10 protein-coding genes are annotated in these 19,713 nt (G+C 57.8%); 5 read left to right on the forward strand and 5 right to left on the reverse strand.

The genetic code is table 11. The annotated features are described in order from the left end of the window. Positions 1 to 21 precede the first annotated feature (21 nt). The gene (nfsB, locus tag AC07WB_RS21915) at positions 22 to 675 is read right to left on the reverse strand and encodes an oxygen-insensitive NAD(P)H nitroreductase (protein ID WP_097098036.1); all 654 of its coding nucleotides are present in this window, start codon (positions 673 to 675) and stop codon (positions 22 to 24) included. Positions 676 to 744: 69 nt separating this feature from the next. After that, positions 745 to 1,746 (reverse strand): zinc-binding alcohol dehydrogenase family protein, encoded by a 1,002-nt coding sequence (locus AC07WB_RS21920; RefSeq protein ID WP_345830545.1) that lies wholly within the window; start codon positions 1,744 to 1,746, stop codon positions 745 to 747. Between the two features lie 142 nt (positions 1,747 to 1,888). Here AC07WB_RS21920 and AC07WB_RS21925 point away from each other — a divergent pair, with 142 nt between their 5' ends. Both AC07WB_RS21925 and AC07WB_RS21930 read left to right on the forward strand, forming a co-directional pair. Next, the gene (locus AC07WB_RS21925; protein WP_494941333.1) at positions 1,889 to 2,797 is read left to right on the forward strand and encodes a LysR family transcriptional regulator; all 909 of its coding nucleotides are present in this window, start codon (positions 1,889 to 1,891) and stop codon (positions 2,795 to 2,797) included. Between the two features lie 198 nt (positions 2,798 to 2,995). Then, positions 2,996 to 4,051: a 2,3-butanediol dehydrogenase gene (locus AC07WB_RS21930; protein WP_400457543.1), complete on the forward strand. Its 1,056-nt coding sequence runs from the start codon at positions 2,996 to 2,998 to the stop codon at positions 4,049 to 4,051. 61 nt (positions 4,052 to 4,112) lie between these two features. Here the strand turns inward: AC07WB_RS21930 and AC07WB_RS21935 are convergent, their stop codons facing one another. The 3 genes from AC07WB_RS21935 to AC07WB_RS21945 all read right to left on the reverse strand — a co-directional run bounded on the left by AC07WB_RS21935 (position 4,113) and on the right by AC07WB_RS21945 (position 9,167). Beyond that, positions 4,113 to 5,978: a sigma-54-dependent Fis family transcriptional regulator gene (locus AC07WB_RS21935; RefSeq protein WP_494941334.1), complete on the reverse strand. Its 1,866-nt coding sequence runs from the start codon at positions 5,976 to 5,978 to the stop codon at positions 4,113 to 4,115. 355 nt (positions 5,979 to 6,333) lie between these two features. Next, the gene (locus AC07WB_RS21940) at positions 6,334 to 6,819 is read right to left on the reverse strand and encodes a hypothetical protein (protein WP_097098049.1); all 486 of its coding nucleotides are present in this window, start codon (positions 6,817 to 6,819) and stop codon (positions 6,334 to 6,336) included. 173 nt (positions 6,820 to 6,992) lie between these two features. After that, positions 6,993 to 9,167 (reverse strand): TonB-dependent siderophore receptor, encoded by a 2,175-nt coding sequence (locus AC07WB_RS21945; protein WP_400457539.1) that lies wholly within the window; start codon positions 9,165 to 9,167, stop codon positions 6,993 to 6,995. 278 nt (positions 9,168 to 9,445) lie between these two features. On the opposite strand from AC07WB_RS21945, the gene fes reads away from it, so the two are divergent. From fes to AC07WB_RS21960, 3 genes are all read left to right on the forward strand, one after another. Beyond that, the gene (gene fes / locus AC07WB_RS21950; RefSeq protein ID WP_400457537.1) at positions 9,446 to 10,804 is read left to right on the forward strand and encodes an enterochelin esterase; all 1,359 of its coding nucleotides are present in this window, start codon (positions 9,446 to 9,448) and stop codon (positions 10,802 to 10,804) included. Continuing rightward, positions 10,797 to 11,018 carry an MbtH family protein gene (locus tag AC07WB_RS21955; RefSeq protein WP_097098052.1) on the forward strand — a complete coding sequence of 74 codons (222 nt, stop codon included), beginning with the start codon at positions 10,797 to 10,799 and terminating at the stop codon, positions 11,016 to 11,018. Before fes ends, AC07WB_RS21955 begins: the two co-directional genes overlap by 8 nt. Before the next feature lie 170 nt (positions 11,019 to 11,188). Next, positions 11,189 to 19,588 (forward strand): amino acid adenylation domain-containing protein, encoded by an 8,400-nt coding sequence (locus AC07WB_RS21960; protein WP_494941335.1) that lies wholly within the window; start codon positions 11,189 to 11,191, stop codon positions 19,586 to 19,588. The last annotated feature ends 125 nt before the right edge of the window (positions 19,589 to 19,713 follow it).

A 19,713-nucleotide genomic window follows, 5' to 3' on the forward strand; every position in this document is an offset into this window, starting at 1 on the left:
TCAATGCGCACCCTACGACAGTCAAATAAAGGTGAAAATCTCTTCACGCGGCAAACGTGATTTTGGCAACGCAGCGTTGAAATCCGCATCGCTGCGGTAGCCTAGTGACACCAGCACCACGCTGGTGAAGCCTTTCTCACGCAGTCCCAGCGCCTGATCCAGTGCGCGCGGGTCAAAACCTTCCATTGGAGTGGCATCAATCCCTAACATTGCGGCGCCCAGCAGCAGGCCACCCAGCGCCAGATAAACCTGTTTTTCCATCCACTGCGGCACATCACGCTGCTCGTAACGATGCATATCAACATAGCTACGACGGCTCTTATCCTGCCCGGCTTTACCCTCCGGCTTAGCAAAACGTCCGTCCGCTTCTTCCTGTGCCAGCACATGTTGCAGATGCGCTTCATCCAAATCGGTACGCATGCACAGCGCGATAACGTGCGACGCGTTCAGTACTTTCGGACTGTTATAGACGAACGCGCCGTCGGTAGATTTTGCCATCTGCTCACGGCCCGCCGCGGTGGACGCCACCACAAAGTGCCACGGCTGTGAATTGACCGATGATGGGCTGTTGCGCAGCACGTTTAGCAGGGTTTCGATTTCGTCCTGCGGCAGGCTTTTACCGCCCTCAAAGGCTTTTACGGTGTGACGACGGGCAACGGCATCATTCAAAGTCATTGCATACTCCTTAACCTATTAAAATTATTAACGTTTTATGTAGGGTCGCCATTCATGGCGACCGCGTTCTTAAAACCCGCTCAGCACAATCTTGCCGCGCGCGCGTCCGCTCTCAATCAGCGCGTGGGCCTGGCGTAAATTAGCGGCATTAATCGTGCCGTGATGTTCTCCCGCCGTGGTTTGCAGGGTTTTATCATCGATTAACTGGCTCACGCGCTGCAGAATCTCATGCTGACGCTGCATATCAGCGGTGTGGAACAGCGAGCGGGTAAACATCAATTCCCAGTGCAGCGAAATAGCTTTGCGCTTCAGCGGAACCGCATCCAGCGTCTCCGGGTCGTCAATTAACGCCAATTTACCCTGCGGCGCAATGACATCGATCAGTTGCGCGTAATAGCTGTCGGTGTGGGTTAAAGAAACGACATAGCGCACCTCTTTATGCCCAATCGCTTCCAGCTGCTCACCAAGCGGACGATGGTGATCAATCACATGATGCGCCCCCAGCTTACGCACCCAATCCGCCGTTTCCGGACGCGATGCCGTGCCAATTACCGTCAGTTTGGTCAGCTTGCTGGCAAGCTGCGTCAGGATCGATCCGACGCCGCCGCCCGCGCCAATAATCAGTAAGGCCGCATCATCTTCAGCTTGCACTTCCAGTCGATCAAACAGCAATTCCCAAGCCGTGAGGGATGTCAGCGGCAGCGCGGCGGCATCGGCATCATTCAATGAGCGTGGTTTATGCCCGGCGATGCGCTCGTCCACCAGCCCATATTCGGCGTAGCTGCCAGCGCGGGTAATATCACCGGCGTAGAACACGTTGTCACCGGGCTGGAACAGCGTGACATCCGCGCCAATCGCTTCCACTACGCCAACCGCATCCCAGCCCAGAATGCGCGGCTTATCGGTGGGCGCACCTGCACGCACTTTGGTATCCACGGGGTTCACCGCGATGGCGTGAATTTTTACCAGCAGATCGCGTGCGCCTGGCGATGGCTTTTCTACGTCGAGTTCATACAGCGCATTTTCATCAGAAATCGGTAAACCGTTTTGGCTATAAACAATGGCTTTCATCAGGCAGATCCTTATTTAACAGCAGTTTTCATGCGATAGATTCAGCATAACGGGCCGTTACGCAATGAAAAATGCCCCTTGCAGGTGAACACTTTCACTTTTAGAGTGAAAATCCGTTTTTACTCCTTTCACTGAGAAGCAGATGATCCGTCTGGAAGATGTCACGCTGTTTGTCCGCTCTGCCGCCCTCGGTAGCTTTTCCCGCGCGGCGCGCGAGGTGAACTTATTGCCCGGTCAGGTGAGCGCGGCGATTCAGCGGCTGGAACGCGATTTAGATCGCCGCTTATTCGCCCGCTCCACGCGCAGCCTGCGTTTAACCGCGGAAGGGGAAAAGTATTTGCCCTATGCGCAGGAGATGCTGGCCCTGATGCAGGCCGGAGCCGACAGTTTGCAGAGCGATGAAGATGCGCTGAGCGGTGAGCTTAAAATCGCGCTGCCTTCGGACATTGGCCGCAACATCTTGCTGCCGTTGATTACCGGCTTCTGCCGCGCGCATCCGGCACTGGCGGTGCGGCTCGCTTTTTCCGATCAGATCAGCGATGTGTTTCGCGATCCGGTGGATATCGCCATTCGCTACGGCAAGCTGGAAGACAGCAGTTACGTTGCGCTGCCGCTGGCGGAGGATAATCGCCGCGTGATGGTGGCATCGCCCGATTACCTCGATCGCCATGGTCGCCCGCAAAGGCTGGAAGAGATTGCCCAGCATCATCACTGCCTGCTGTTTATTATGGGCGGACACGTTTACGACAAATGGGCTTTCCCGCAGGAAGGCATGCGGCGGCAAATTACGGTTAAAAGCCGCATGCTGTGTGATGATGCGGAGGTTGCCCGCCGCTGGGCCATCGCGGGCATGGGCATCGCCTATAAATCCTGGATTGATGTATGTGAGGATGTGCTTGCAGGAAGGTTGGAGATGGTGCTGCCGGAGATGCCGGGTGAAAGTACCCCGCTGCACCTTATCTGCCCGCACCGTAAACAGTTTTCTCCGGCGATCCGTGCCTTACATAGCCTACTGCGCGAGCATCTGCGCGCGATAACAGCGCGGCTGTAACTGCTGTGACATCTGCACCTGTTACAGCTGTAACACTGATACCGTTCACGCTCACGCGCTTAATTTTTACTTATTGATTTTATTAGTCTTGTTAACCCCTTAGCGGCTGGCACGCTTTTCGCACTCTCCTTTTGAGCTTCTGCACCGGCCACCTGCGTGGCAATGGACAGAACCACAGCCAGACTCAAGGAGAAAATAATGAAAGCGGCACGTTGGTATAAAGCACGCGACATTCGCGTAGATGAGATTGAAGAACCCCAGGTTTCAGCCGGTAAGGTTAAAATTAAAGTGGCGTGGACCGGTATTTGCGGCAGCGATTTGCATGAATATCTTGCCGGTCCGATTTTTGTACCTGTCGACCATCCGCACAAAATCAGCCATGACATCGCCCCAATCGTGATGGGCCACGAGTTTTCTGGCGAAGTGGTGGAAGTGGGTGCAGGCGTGACGAAAGTGAAAGCGGGCGATCGTGTGGTGGTCGAGCCGATTCTTTCCTGCGGCGAATGCGCTGCCTGTCGCGAAGGTAAATACAACCTGTGTGGCGATCTCGGCTTCCACGGTTTATCCGGCGGCGGCGGCGGCTTCTCAAGCTTCACCGTGGTAGCGGAGCACATGGTGCATCGCATGCCAGATGCACTCTCTTACGAGCAAGGGGCGCTGGTTGAACCGGCGGCGGTGGCCCTTCACGCCGTGCGCATGAGCAAACTGAAAGCCGGCGATAAAGCCGCTGTATTTGGTGCCGGTCCGATTGGCTTGCTGGTGATTGAAGCGCTGCGCGCGGCAGGCGCCGCCGAAATCTATGTGGTGGAGCTTTCGCAACAGCGCGGTGAGAAAGCGCGCGAGCTGGGCGCTAACGTAGTCATCGATCCGAGTAAAGACGATGCGGTAGCGAAAATCCGTGAACTGAGCAAGGGCGGCGTCGATGTCGCGTTTGAGGTCACCGGCGTACCGGTAGTGCTGAAGCAGTGCATCGACAGTACCCGCTATGAAGGCGAAACCATCATCGTGTCTATTTGGGAAGGTGAAGCATCATTCCATCCGAATAAAGTGGTGCTAGCCGAGCGCAACGTGAAAGGCATCATCGCCTATCGCCATATTTTCCCGGCGGTGATGGAGCTGATGGTTCAGGGCTATTTCCAGGCGGAAAAACTGGTCACTAAACGCATTGAGTTGGCCGATCTGGTCGAGCAGGGATTTGAAGCGCTGGTGAAAGAGAAACAGCAGGTGAAAATTCTGGTTCGTCCCCCGCAGTAATCGCCAGCCATGGGTCGCCATAAATGGCGACCCATGGGACAGGCAGCGAAAGATTAAGGCGTTACGCGCCTTTGCGCTTAATACCGAATTTTCCCATTCGACGATACAGCGTCATGCGGCTAATCCCCAGCTGACGCGCCGCCTCGCTTTGATTCCAACCCACGGCGTTGAGTTGCCGCCGCAGCGCTTCTGCTTCGCCACTCAGCGATAAGGGCGCGACGGATTGCGGCAGCTGTAACGCATCAGGCAGATCTGCACGCTGAATCATTCCCTGTTCACACATCGCCTGGGCATATTGCAGCGCGTGATGTAACTCGCGCAAATTGCCCGGCCAGGAATAACAGCACAGCGTCTGGCGCGCAGCATCACTGATTAACGCCTTGCCGTTTAGCATCTGGTCGATCAACCCATTAATATCCTGGCGTGCGCGCAGCGGCGGTAGCGTGATAGTCGCGCCCTGTAAGCGATACAGCAGATCCTCACGGAATACTCCCTGCGCCACCCGCTCGGTGAGTGCATGGTGAGAAGCGGAGATCACGCGGAGATCGACTTTCTGCGCCTGGCGTGCGCCAATCGGCAGCACTTCCTGCTCCGCCAGCACGCGCAGCAAACGCGTTTGCATCTCCAGCGGCATATCGCCAATTTCATCAAGGAATAACGTACCGCCGTGCGCGGCCTGAATCAGCCCGCTGCGCGCGCGATTGCCGGCTCCCGAAAAGCTGCCGGGCAGATAGCCAAACAGCTCACTCTCAATTAATGTCGCCGGAATTGCCGCACAGTTGATTGCGATAAAGGGCCCTTTCCGCCGCGAACTGGCCTGATGGAAAGCGCGCGCAAAATACTCTTTGCCGCTGCCGGTTTCACCTTGTACCAACACATTGAGCGGAGTATTAAGCAAACGCGTCGCGCGCTGTAATTGCCGATCAAGCTGCGTATCGCCGCCGCTGAGCGCCGCCAGGGCTGGCGCCGTTTTCACCTCGGCCGATCGGATGCGCGGCGCGGCAGGTGGCTGCGTACAGGCAAAGAAACGCTGCTCGCCTCTGATGTCTTCTAACTGATGGGCATCGGAAGCATTTAACCAACTCGGCAGCTGATCGATAGAGGTACGGAATAGCGCTGAAAGGGGGGACCCGAGAAGGTCATCGCGCTCAGAAAACAGCTGGCGCGCCGGCTGATTCATGCCTACCAGCTGTCCGTAAACATCAAACGCCAGAAGGTATTCAGGATGTACATCGGCCCATGCATACGTACGACTGAGTTTGAGAATCCAGTCCTGACGATGGCGATGTAAAAGCCATGCGTTTTCAATCCGTCGGGCCTGCCCCAGCGCCAACTGCATCACCAGATGCTGACTGCTGCGCGGCTGTGGCGATGTTAACGCGGAGATATCCAGTACCGCCTGCATCACCCCTTGCGAATCAAACAGCGGCACCGCGCTGCAGGTGAGCGGAATATGGGTGGCATCGAAGTGGTCAGTTTGATGCACGGTGATCGCGCTGCCAGTGGCAAGCGCCGTGCCCACCGCACAGGTACCTGATAACGCTTCAGACCATTGTGAACCGAGGAATAATCCCGCACGCCGCAAACTGACCTCCGCGTTGGCATCGCCGAGGTAATCCACCGCGACGCCCTGTGCATCGGCCAGCAGCAGAATATAGCCAGCGGGCGCAATCTGCTGATAAAGCGTCTGCAAACCGTGCTGAGCGACAAAACGTAGCTCATCCAACTGCTGACGATGCTCAAGCAGTTGATGTGCTGGCAGAATACGCGCGTCCTGCAGGCGAGCGGGATCCAGTCCATGCTCACTGACACAGCGTAACCATGAAGCCTGCACCGCCTCCTCTTGCGGATTAACCACGCGGGCAGCATTACGGTTCTCGATTCGGGCAACTACATTGGCAATGTGTTCACGCTGGCTTAGGTTCACAGCGACTCTCCTGCATCAGCGCGCTATACACGCCAGTTTAAAGCGGAATCACAGCATAGCGGATTAACATCTAAATAACAGATGTAGCGTGGATGAGATGCGCAACGACAGCAGGAGACTTTATTCTGGGGGATTAACATGGGTATTAGCCGCAGCGAATAGCGAAATGGCTGCTATGAATGGCGAGGTGAGCTGTGCGTCCATTATGACGGTCGCCATAAATGGCGTTGTGTACTGTGCGTCATTATGACGGTCGCCATAAATGGCGACCCTACATCGTAGGGTGCGCATTTATGCGCACCGTTTTAAAGACCGCATTAGCCGTCATGACGCATTGATGCGCACCGGACATGATTCAAGAGTTATTCGGCGGTGTAGCGTCGGTTTCGCTAAACGTTGGCTTCTGGCGGGTTACCGAATAGACAACATTTTTCGGACTATTAGGATCGGTGGTGACATCCACTGAAGCAATTGTCACTTTGCCAAAGCCAAACAGCGTCTGCACGTATCCGCCAATTTGGTGTTTACCTGGCGCGACACGAATCTCTTTCTTTTCGCCCTTCTGCAACAGTCCCGCATTTTGACCATCAACCGTTAAATAAATGGTTGAACCATCATCGGTGCGCGTAACCAGATGCGAAACATTAATCACCGTCGGGCCGCTTTCAAATGGGGTTGGCGTGTCATTATTTTCGATTGGCGCGCCGGTCGCAGGCTGAGCCGCGGAGGTATCCGCCGTCGCAGTGCTGTCAGGGGATGTACCGGTAACGGCAGCCAGTCGGGCACAGCCGGTGAGCATTAAGGTTGCCATCAAAGTGGCCAGTGTGAAACGCGATAACATCGTGACAAAAACACCTTTGCTGAATGAGAAGCGATTATTTTAGCGTGCCTTGAATAGTGATGACAGTCTCATAATTACAGTATTTTCCTAAAACCGGTGAGGAGTTGTAACAGGTGCATACCAGCCGCACGGAATGTGAAAAGAAACGGCGGCCGGTAAGACCGCCGACGGAATTACCAGCTGTAATTAACCGATGCAACAATGGAACGACCGCTGCCATAGAAGCAGGCGCTGGTGTTGCTGCACGAGGCGACATAGTGTTTGTCCGCCACGTTATTCACATTAAGTTGCAGCGTGGTACCGCGCAGCGAATTCGCCGCTTCGCCTAATTCATACTTCGCCATCACGTCGTACAACGTGTAATGCGGAACCTTATTGGTGCCGGTTTCATCCGCTGGCGCGGTGCCGGTGTAGCGCACGCCGCTGCCAAGGGTAAAGCCATTCAGCACGCCATCGAGGAAGGTATAACTGCCCCACGCCGAGGCCGCATGACGCGGAATGCTGGACGGCGAGTGACCAACACGCTCGGTGATGCTGCTCTCTTTGGTCACCGCATCGGTGTAGGTATAAGCCGCCAGCAGTTTGATCTCTGGCGTGATCTGCGCATGCGCTTCGGTTTCAATACCTTTTGAACGCACTTTACCAATCTGCTCGTTATAGCCGGTGACGTTGTTATAAGCGGTGATGTTTTTCTGCGTGATATCAAACGCGGACACGGTAAACACCGCGTCCCAGCCCAACGGCTGATACTTCACGCCCACTTCTGTCTGTTCACCGGTGGTCGGTTTGAACGGATCGGTGCCCGGCGCGCCGCTGTTCAGGTTGGGTTCAAACGAGGTGCTGTAGCTGATGTACGGCGAAATCCCGTTATCGAACGCATACAGCAAACCGGCGCGCCCGGTGAACTTGTTATCATTCTGCTGGGTTTCGCTGTTATCGGTGCGATCCTGCGTACGCACTTCGCTCCAGTCATTACGGCCAGACAACAACAGGTTCCACTGATTCCACTCCAGCTGATCCTGCAGATAAACACCAACCTGATCGAGCTTCTTGCGGGTGCTGGTAGTCAGCGTCAAATCGCTCTCGTTGATGCTGATACGCGTTGGGTTAGCCCAATCGAGAATGTATTGATCGCCCCTGTCGAGCCACAATTTGTTATCTACGTCGCTCCACTTGTAATCCAGCCCGCCAAGCACAGTGTGCGCAACATTCCCGGTATCAAAGGTGGCTTTCAGCTGGTTATCCAGGCCCAACTCTTTTGACTTGATCTTGTCATGCTGCGGACGACGGTTGATCGAGTGATCGTTATCCGCATCAACGGTATACACCAGATATTTGTACGACTCATCCATGTTGCTGTAGCGCAGATTCTGCGTGAAGCTGACGTTATCGTTCAGATTGTGCTCGAAAATATAACCAATCGACGTCTGCTCGCGTTTGGCTTCGTTGAAGCTCGGATCACTGACGTTAAAGTCATAAGGGATCCGTCCGGCACTGGTGTTGAACAACGTTCCGTTGGCCGGCAGGAAGTTACGGTAGCCCGCTTTCGGCTCGTTCTGATACAGCGTCAACAGCGTAAAGCTGGTATCGGCGTTGGGCAGCCAGGTGATGGCCGGCGCAATCGCCATACGCTGCTGTTTATTATCTTTAACGAACTCGTGTTTGGTGCTGGCGATACCGTTCAGGCGATAAAACAGCGTGTTGTCATCATTTAGCTTACCGCCGAAATCAAACGCCGCTTCACCCAAATGTTGATTGCCAGTGCTGAGCTGCACTTTATGAATACTTTGCGCCGTCGGGCGTTTGCTGGTCATCGCCACGATGCCACCCGGATTCACCTGGCCGTACAGCACCGAGGCGGGACCATGAATCATCTCAACGCGCTCCAGCAGCCAGGGATCGATCTGCCCCGCGGCGCCAGCCTGACCGGACAAACCGTAGCTCAGGCCGTCAAGGAACTTCGGCGCATAGCGGAAACCGCGCGCAATAATCTCATCATTACGGTTGGAGTTACCGCGATAGTTGGTTAACACGCCGCTGGTGTAGCTTAGCGCATCCGCCACCGATGCCGCCGCCTGATCGTCCATCTGCTCACGCGTAATCACTGAAATGGATTGCGGGGTTTTGCGCAGCGGCGTGGCGATTTTTGTGCCTGCCGCGCTCTCTTTCGCCACATAGCCTTGTAGCGGTGCGGTGACGCTTTCGTGCGTTTCGGCGTTAACGGTAATCGTCTCTTCGGCGGACACCGGTGCCACTAACAAAATTGAGGCCAGTGAAAGATATACAGGATTGAATCTGAACGGGTGTGCCACAGCAGGTATTGCTGATTTTCTTACTTTAATAGACATAGTCGCCATCTCTATTTCAAACTGCCTTGTAGATGAAATAATCCATTCAGAGGTCCTCGCCTAATAGCAGAGGCTGTAACGGATTGAAATATTACTGTCATCGATTATTTACGGCCCTAATTTCCCCGCGTGACCTCTCTCACAAAATAATCCACTGAAAATCCGAAGGTTTCTTAGGCGCGAAAAATCATATTGCAAATGTAAATCGTTATCAATAGCATTTGCATTAGCTTTGATTAAGTAAAGACTATGAACAAAATGTGGAGATGGATTGCAGAATGTTTCTAACGCATGCAGAAAAAACAGCAAAAAACTGGTTGCCTGCGGGAACCGTTGCGCAATGGTTGCGGCAAGCTGATGTGGGCGGCGAAGGCTGGTGGCAGCGGCTTTATGCCACCGGAACACCGCTGGTGGAACGTGATGAGCAGGGACAAACCTCCATGCATTTTTTTTGGCGCGATCCCCAAGGTCATTCCGCACTTTCTTCTACGCAACGGGTTTATATCGATATTAATGGCGTCACCGATCACCACAGCGAAGCGCCAGAAAGTTTGGCGCGCGTGGGGGACAGCAACGTCTGGCATTGGTCTACGCCGATTGAATCCGATTGGCGCGGCAGTTACAGCCTGATTCCGGTCACTGCGCAACAGCTGCCGCCGCTATTTTGTGGCGATGATGACACCTGTCGCGCGCTGCAACGTAAATGGTGGATTTCGCTGATGCCGCTGGCGATTCCCGACAAGCTCAATCCCACCCCGCCATTTCTCAGCAGCCGTCGCTTTGCTTTGAGCAACGCGCATATGCCGGATGCGCCGGATCAATCGGCGTGGCGAGCACTGGATGCCGGACTCGCCGAAACCTGGCCCGATACGCTGCAAACGCTGCGGTGGCGCAGCACGCTGCTCCAGGTTACGCGCAAGGTTTGGATCTACAGCACGGGTAAAACCGACCGGCCCGAACAGCGCCCGCTGGCAATTCTGCTCGACGGACAAAACTGGGTGTACGGCCAGCCGATCTTTAGCGCGCTGGATCAGGTCACCGCCGCTGGCGAACTGCCGCCGGCCTGCTGGCTGTTTATCGATGTCATCGACAGCCAGCATCGCGAAGCGGAATTACCGTGCAATGAAACTTTCTGGCAGGCGGTGCAGCAAGAGCTACTGCCGCTGGCTCAGCAACACGCGGCATTCAGCAGCGATGCCGATCGCACGTTGGTGGCCGGGCAAAGCTACGGTGGACTCGCCGCCCTGTATGCCGGGTTGCACTGGCCGCAGCGCTTTGGCCGCATTCTTACGCAATCCGGCTCATTCTGGTGGCCCAACCTGCAATATCTCCGCGACTACGCCAATCGTGAACATCACGCGCCGGGCCTGCTGTTGCAGCGTCTGCAACAAGGCACATTGCCAACGGGCACGCTGAAGATCTTCCAGGAAGTGGGCGATCGCGAGGCGGACATGGTGTACGTCAACCAGCAGATCGCTCCGGTGCTGGAAGCCGCTGGCCACGAATTACATTTTCGCCGCTACGCCGGAGGGCACGATGCGCTGTGCTGGCGCGGCGGTCTGATCGACGGCTGTCGCTGGCTGCTGGCCGATTTTCTATCCCCAACCTCACCCTCTGAAGGTAATCACCATGTCTGAACAACAAAACCCGTTTGATAACGATGCGCTGGAATTTCTGGTGCTGCTTAACACGCGCCAGCAATACAGTTTGTGGCCAGCATTCGCTCCCGTTCCCGCCGGTTGGCATAACGTGGCAGGGCCGCTAACGCGCGCTGCGGCAATTGAATTTATCGAAGCCAACTGGCACGACATGCGACCAGCGACGCAACAGACGTCGTCTACCGCAGCTTAATTTGCTCTTTTAATCATTTAGTTAATTTATTCCCCCAATCACTCGGGCTGCAGCAAGGCGGCAAGTGCGCAAATCCCCAGGTGCTTACGGACGTAAGTGACTGGGGTGAGCGCACGCAGCCAACGCCACTGCAGCCCGAAGGATGACAGGAATCAGACAGGAACTGTCTCTTGGCAACGATCAAACAACCCTATCCTTTAGTCGCGGCGCAGCCCGGCATCTGGATCGCTGACAGCATTGCGCAGCCGCGCAATCAATTTACCGTGGCGCACTACAGCGTGTTGCACGGCAACATCAACCGCGTCGCACTCGATAGCGCTATTCGTCAGGCGATGGCCGAAGCTGATACCGTGCAGGCGCGCTTTGGTCTCGACGATGAGGGCAATCCGGCGCAGTGGTTCGATGCACAAGCACCCATCGCACCGGAATGGCACGATTTTAGCCAGCGTGCCGACGCAACCCGCCAGGCGCACAAGCTGATGCAGGCAGATCTCGCTGCTGAGCTGCCTGCCGACGGCGACGCTCCGCTCTATCGTCACGTGTTAATGCGCGTCGATGACGGCAACTGGCTGTGGTATCAGCGCTATCATCATCTGCTGGTAGATGGCTTCAGTTTTGCGGCGTTGACGCAGCGCATTGCGGCAATCTATGCCGCCGAGTGTACCGGCGAAACGCCTGCGCCCACGCCGTTTACCCCCTTCACCACGGTGATTGAGGAGTATCAACAGTGGCAGGATTCCGCCGCCTGCGAGCGCGCCGCCAGCCACTGGCAAAGCTACACCGCTGAGCTTCCTGAAACCCTTACGCTCTCAAATGAAAACATAACGCATCCCGACGCTCGCCCCATCAGTTGTCAGGTCACCCTCCCGCAGTTGACGAGATTGCATCAGCAGCTGGCTGACAGCAGCGAAGGAGATATCGTCAGTGCCCTGTTAATTGCCTATCTCGCCCGCATCAGCAACCGCTCGCGTTTGTCGATTGGCTTTCCGTTCATGCGCCGCATGGGTTCGGCGGCGATCTCAACGCTCGGACCGGTGGTGAATGTATTGCCGCTGATCTTTAGCGTGAGCGATGAGATGACGTTACCGGCGCTGTTGCAGCAGGTGCAGAGCGAAATCCGCAAAGCGCGCCGTCATCAGCGTTATGAAGCGGAACAGCTGCGCCGCGATCTGGGTCTGGTTGGCAGCAGCCAGGCGCTGTATGGCCCGGTGATTAACGTCAAGGTTTATCACGACGATGTGCAATTCGATGGTCATGGTGCCGCCACCCATACGCTGGCAATGGGCCCGGTGGACGATCTGGAATTTGAGGTTGGTTTCCGCGACGGTGCATTACAGTTGACGTTAGTCGCTAACCCGCAGCGTTATAATGCAAAATCGTTACAACGTCACGCCGAACGCATTGGCTATCTGCTAAACCAGTTTGTTGATAATCCTGCTATTAACGTGGGTGCGCTGTCGCTGATTGCCCCGCAAGAGCAGGCCGATCTGCAGCGCTGGTCAACCGGCCCTGGCATCATACCGCCTGCCGATACCGCCACCATTGTTGATGTCCTGCTGCAATCTGCTGCGCAACATGGCAATGAGATCGCGGTAGTTTGCGGCGAGCGCAGCCTGAGTTATCGCCAGCTTGCCGATCGCGCGATGCAGCTTGCACATCTGCTGATCGCGCGCGGTTTGCACGCCGACGACGTGGTGGCAATCGGAATTCCACGTTCTGTAGATTCACTGGTGGCGATATTTGGCGTACTGGCAAGCGGCGCGGCCTATATGCCGCTCGACCTCGACTACCCGCGTGAACGCTTAACCCTGATGTGCGATGACGCGCAGCCCAAACTGCTACTCACCCACACCCGCACGCTGGAGCAAATGCCAAAACTGCCGCATCTGCTGATTAATGAGATTGAGTTGAACACGTATCCCACCGCGCGACCCGCAACTAACCTGTGCGGTGTCGATCTGGCTTACATGATCTACACCTCGGGATCGACCGGACGCCCCAAAGGCGTAATGAGCACGCATCAGGGTTTGCTCAATCTGTTCCTCTCGCATCGCGAACACCTGTTTGGCCCCGCGATTGCGCGCTTTACCGCCCACAGTCCGCGCCGCATGCGCGCGGGTCACACCGCCTCATTCTCCTTTGACTCCTCCTGGGAACCGCTGTTCTGCATGCTGATGGGCTGCGAGCTAAATATCTTCAACGAAGATCTTCGCCGCGACGCCTGGGGATTGATACAACAGATGAACGCGGTGCCGGTGGATTTACTGGATATCACACCGTCGTTCTTCTCACAAATGATCGACAGCGGCCTGCTGGAAGCCGATAACCATCGCCCATCGTTTGTGATGATTGGCGGTGAAGCGGCAACGCCGACGCTGTGGAAACGGATGCAGCAACAGCAGCAGATGGAGATCCACAACTATTACGGCCCGTCGGAATACACCATTGATACGCTCGGCGCCAACGTGATGGCCTCGCCGCAGCCGGTGATTGGCCGTCCAGTGGGGAACAGCGAAGTCTATTTGCTGGATAACCAGTTGCGTCCGGTACCGATTGGCTGCCCAGGCGAGTTGTACATTGCCGGAAGCGGCATCGCGCGCGGCTATTTGCGTCGCCCCGATCTCACCAGCGCACGCTTTGTTGCCAATCCGTTCCGCGCAGGCGATGTGATGTACCGCAGCGGCGACCTGATGCGCTGGAATCAGGATGGTCAGCTGGCGTTTATTGGCCGTACCGATCACCAGATTAAAGTGCGCGGCTTCCGCGTCGAGTTGGGTGAGGTGGAGAACGCGCTGGTGGCGCTGCCGGAAGTCAGCACCGCCATCGTCATCGCCGAAGTGATAGGCGCGACGCATCGCTTAATTGGCTACTGCTCGGTGCAGGATGATGCGCTGCGCGCAGAGGGCACTCTCAGCGCGCAATTGCTGGCACAGCTTGCAACACGGCTTCCGGATTACATGGTGCCGGCGGTACTGATGGTGATGGAGACGTTGCCGCTTAATGTCAACGGCAAGATTGATCGCCAGGCGCTGCCAAAGCCGCAACAGGCGGCGCAGAACCAAAGCCGCGCTGCCAGCACGCCGCAGGAACAGCTGATTTGTTCGGCGATAGCCAACCTGCTCGGGCTGGAAAGCGTGGGTGCAGAGGATGATTTCTTTGCACTCGGCGGTGACAGTATCTCGGCGATGGGACTTAGCACCGCCGCGCGCCGCGCCGGTTATCTGTTACGTCCGCGTGAAATTTTCGCTGAACGTACCGCTGCCCGCATGGCGCGTGATTTAACGCCGTTGGCACAACAGTCCACCGCTAAACGGGTGGCGCAACAGGGCGCGATTGGCGGATTGCCGATCCTGCACTGGTTCCACGCGCAGGCAGGCATTAATGCGCGCTTTGCCCACGGCGTGCTGCTGTCGGTGCCGCCGCAGTTACAGCAGGCGCAGGTAGAACAGTTGATCGATCAACTGGCGCGGGCGCATCCCGTGTTGAACGGCTTTACGCGCGATGAGCAGCTGATCGTCGGCGAAACATTGCCTGCATGCCCTGCCCGCGTACGCGTACGCGTATGGGCAATAGCAGATCGCGATAGTGCGGCGGAGCAGGCGTTTACCGAAGATGCTTACGCGCTTGATCCCGCTGCCGGTGCGTTACTCAAGGCCACGCTGTTGCAACAAAACGGCGCCAGCTGCGCGCTGGTGTTGACGCTGCATCATTTAATTGTTGATGGCGTTTCCTGGCGCGTGTTGCTGGATGAGCTGCAACAGGCCGGTGATGCGCTGCTCAATAACACGCCGCTGATGATCCCTGCAGAGGAAACCTCGCTGCATGACTGGTCGGCTGCCTTGCTGGCTAACCTCTCCGCGCGCGCTAGCGAACTGCCGTTCTGGCAACAGATGCTGGCTGAACCGCTGCCGGCGATTGGACAGCGATCCCTTCAGCACAGCGATCGCCAGCAGCATCGGCGCACGCTGCTGGATGCGGCCACTACGCACGCGCTGCTCAACACGCTGCCGCAATCTTATCGCGCCACCAGCGAAGAGTTGCTGTTAACGCTGCTGACCCTCGCGCTGCGCCAGCATAACGGCAGTGCGATGCAACGCGTTACGCTGGAATCACATGGCCGCGCCGAGCTGCATACCCAGCAGGATTTGGCGCGCACCGTTGGCTGGTTAACGGCGGAATTCCCGCTGTTGCTGGCATTACCGGAAAACCCACAGGCGCCGCTCAACGCTAGCGTACGCGCGGTAAAAGCGGTACTGCGCGCGGTGCCGGATCGCGGCATTGGCTATGGTCAGTTACGTTGGCTGGATGCGCATCGCGGCGTTACGCTGGCAAAACTGGCGGCTAAGCATGCGCCGCAGGTACTATTTAACTATCTGGGGCGCTTCCAACAGCGCAGCGGCTATTGGTCGCCACAGCGCACCGCCAAGGCGTTCCGCGACACCTTTGCGGTGATGCAGGATGGCGCGCTGCCGCTGCAGCATGCGTTAGAACTTAACGTGTTTGTCGAAGAGCAGCCGGACGCGGCGCAGCTGGCGCTCAATTGGAGCTGGGCCGCTGGCGTGTTGAATGCTGAGGCGATTGAACAACTGCATCTGGCAATGGTCAGCACCGCGCAGGCGTTGATGGCACTGGCACAAAATCAGCCGCAGCAGGCTGCCAATACACTGGTTGCCGCCGACGTGGCCATTGATGGCGTAGACGATACCACGCTGCAACAGCTGCATGCGCGTCACGGCGCCTTCAGCCATGTGCTGCCGCTGTTGCCATTACAAAAAGGCCTGCTGTTCCACGCCCAAACCACCGCACAACAAGGCAGCTATAACTCGCTGACGCGTCTTACGCTGAGCGGCGAGATCGGCGCCGCAGCCGTTCAGCAGGCGCTGAACGCAGTGCTACGCCGCCATCCACAGCTGGCGGCACGCTTTGATGCCGAACTCAGCCTGCAACCGCTGCAGCTGCTGCCGGAAGGCGAGCGGGATTGGCCGCTGGCGGTGCATCAGTTGGCTGAGGAAGACGAAGATCAGGCGCTGCTGGCGCTGGAGCATCAGGCGCTGGCGCAGGATCTGTTTAGTCAGCCGATCATGCTGCAAGCCACGCTGATCGCCCATCGCGATGGCCTGCGCTGGACGCTGCTGCTTAACGCGCATCATCTCGTGGTCGATGGCTGGTCAACGCCGGTGATCCTCCACGATCTGCTTTGTGCGCTGCGGCAGCAAACCCTGCCCGCGCTCAGCAGCAGTTATGTTGACCTGGTGCGTCAACTCGGCCAGCGCGACTGCGACGACGCGCGCCAACAGTGGCAATCGTGCCTGCGCGACGTGCGGCCGACGCTGCTCTATCCAAACGCGGCCGACAGCGCGGTCAGCGAAAAACGCATCACGCTGGATGCCACGCTGGAGCGCGAGCTTTATGCGCTGTGTCGGGCGCGTGGATTAACCCTGAACACCGTCATGCAGGGTGTGTGGGGCTTGATGCTGTCCGTTGCCAGCGGCCAGCAGGACGTGGTGTTTGGCGCACCAGTGTCCGGTCGATTTGGCCAGATTGACGGTATCGATCAGCACGTCGGCCTGTTCAGCAACACCTTGCCGGTGCGCGTTCGCTTCGATCATCAGCGGCCACTGCTGGCGCAGCTGGCCGATCATCAGGCGCAGCAGATCCAGCTAATTGAGCAGGATTGTCTCGGATTGGCCGAAATTCAGCAGCTGGTTGGCGCGGGTACGCTGTTTGATACCTTGCTGGTGGTCGAGAACTATCCGGACAACCAAAGCGTGCTGGATGCCAATGCCGACGTGCGCTGCGAGGCGATTCACAACCGCGGCTATACGCATTACCCGCTGACGCTGCTGGTGCTACCGGGTGAACAGCTGACGCTGCTGATGGAGTATCGCGACTGCGTCAGCGCGCCGGAACGTCTCGCCGAGCGGTTGCTCCTGCTGCTGCAACAGCTGGTTTCCACGCCCGATCTGCCGCTGACGCAGTGGCGACTGCAAACGCTGGCTGAGCAATCGCTGCTGGAGTGGGTCAATAACACCGGCGTGCAGCTGGAAGAGGAAACTCTGCAGCAGGCAATTGCCCAGCAGGCAGCGCGTACGCCCGATGCGCTCGCGCTGGTTGATGAAGCGCATCGTTTGAGCTACAGCGACATGCAGCGGCAGGTCACGCTGCTGGCGGATCGCCTGATCGAAGCCGGCGTGATGCCGGGCGACATCGTCGCCGTGGCGCTGCCGCGTTCGGTACGGCTTAGCATCGCGCTCAGCGCCATTTTACAAGCCGGGGCGGCGTATCTGCCGCTGGATATCGGTTATCCCGATGAGCGTTTGGCCTACATGGTAGAAGATGCGCGGCCGTGGGTGGTGATCACCGAGTCAGCGCTGGAAATTCGTTTCGCCCGTTTTGGTACGCTGATGCTGTTTGATGGCTTAGCCAACCCACAGGCTCAGGCTCGGCACACGCTGCCGCAGGCGGATGCCAATCGGCCGGCTTACGTCCTTTATACCTCGGGTTCCACTGGCAAACCGAAAGGCGTGGTGGTGAACCAACGCGCTATCGTCAATCGTCTGCGCTGGATGCAGGCCAGCTATCCGTTGCGCGCCGACGATGTGGTGCTGCAGAAAACCCCGTGCAGCTTTGATGTCTCGGTGTGGGAGTTCTTCTGGCCGCTGATGACTGGCGCGCAGCTGATGATGGCTCCAGCGGAGGCACACCGCGACCCGCAGGCGCTGTGGCAGCTAATTGACGATTATCGCGTCACCACAATGCATTTTGTCCCCTCGATGCTGGCCGCATTTGTCGGCCATCTGGCGACGCAAACCGATCGTGCTTGCCCAAGCCTGCGCCGCGTATTTTGTAGCGGTGAAGCGTTGGCGTGCGATTTGGCGCGCAGCTATCAGGATCTGATTGCCGCACCGCTGCACAATCTGTATGGCCCGACCGAAGCCGCCGTCGATGTCACCTGGCAACCGGCCAGCGGCAGCGCGCTAGCGGGCCTCAACGGTCCGGGCGTACCGATTGGACGCCCGGTGTGGAACACGCAGCTGCATATTCTCGATAACCTGCTGCGCCCGGTGCCGGTTGGCGTGCCCGGCGATCTCTATCTCAGCGGCGTGCAGCTGGCCGATGGCTATTTGCACCGCGCCGATCTCACCGCGCAGCGCTTTGTCGCCGCGCCGTTTGCCGAAGGGGAACGCATGTATCGCACCGGCGATATTGCCAGCTGGCGCGCCGACGGTGCGGTTGAGTATCTGGGACGCAGTGACGATCAGCTGAAAATGCGCGGACAGCGTATTGAGCCGGGCGAGATCGAACAAGCCCTGGCGGCGCTGCCGGGCGTGGCGCAAGCGGTGGTCGCGGCGCGCAACCTTACCCAGCAGTCAACGCCAGGCGTCGATAATCGTCAGCTGCTGGGCTGGCTGGTAGCGGAAGCGGGCATCACGCTGGACCTCGAGCGCGTGAAGCAGCAGCTGAGCGAACGATTGCCTGCGCATATGCAGCCGGTCAGCTATCTGCTGCTCGACCAATTGCCGCTGAGCGCTAACGGCAAGCTCGACCGCAAAGCGCTGCCGATGCCGCAGCGCAGCGCGCGCAGCGGTCGCTTACCGGACAGCGCCAGTGAGCATTTGCTGGCAGAGCTGTTCCAGCAGCTGCTGGGTTGCGACAGCGTGTTCGCCGACGACGATTTCTTCGCGCTCGGCGGCCATTCGCTGCTGGCGATGCGTCTGGCGGCAGAACTGCGTCGTCGTGAGGTGCCGCCGCTCAGCGTCGGGCAGATCATCGCGGCACGCAGCGTGGAGAAGCTGGCGGCGCTGCTCGACGACGGCGCCAGCAGCGAAACCGGTGGCAACGGTGAACTGCTGCCGCTGCGCGCAGGCAACGGCCCTACGCTGTTCTGCATCCATCCCGCCTCCGGTTTCGCCTGGCAGTATAGCGCCCTGCTGCACTATCTGGACGGCGACTTCCCGATTGTCGGCCTGCAATCGCCGCGTCCTGATGGGGTGATTGCGGCGTGTCACAGCGTGGCGGCGATGTGCGATCGGCATCTGGCAACGATTCGCCAGCAGCAGCCGAGCGGGCCCTACTTCCTGCTCGGTTATTCGCTTGGCGGCACGCTGGCGCAAGGCATCGCGGCACGCCTGCAGGCATTAGGTGAAGAGGTGGCCTTCCTCGGCCTGCTGGATACCTATCCGGCGGAAGGTCAGGACTGGCGCATGCCGGATGCCGCTGAAGCGGAACAGGAGGTGGCGCGGGAGCAGGCCGAATTTATGGCGGCAACCGAAGACGAACGCGATCCGCTGCTGCGGGCGGAGAAGGCGGCGATGTTTAGCACCATCGTGGCTAATTACAAAGATGCCGTCGCGCGCCTGGCCGAAGCGCGCACGCCGCGTTATGCCGGCAGCGCCACGCTGTTTATGGCGAAAAGAACCGTGCCGCCGGATATGGATGTCCGCGCCAGCTGGGCGCCGTTTGTGGATGAGCTCACCCTCATCCCGCTGGATTGTGAACACGCCGATATTCTCTCGGCGGATTCGCTGAAGGTATTGGGACCGTTGATCAATCAGCTGTTAGCGGGTTGAGCTTTGGTGCGGGCATCGAAACGGTGCGCATAAATGCGCACCCTACGAAAGGTCTGCACGTTTTTGTAGGGTCGTATTCATAGCGGCCTGGAAATAAGTGTAGGGTCGCCATTCATGGTGACCTT

The organism is Pantoea sp. GW821-FHT03E06 (genome assembly GCF_059420725.1).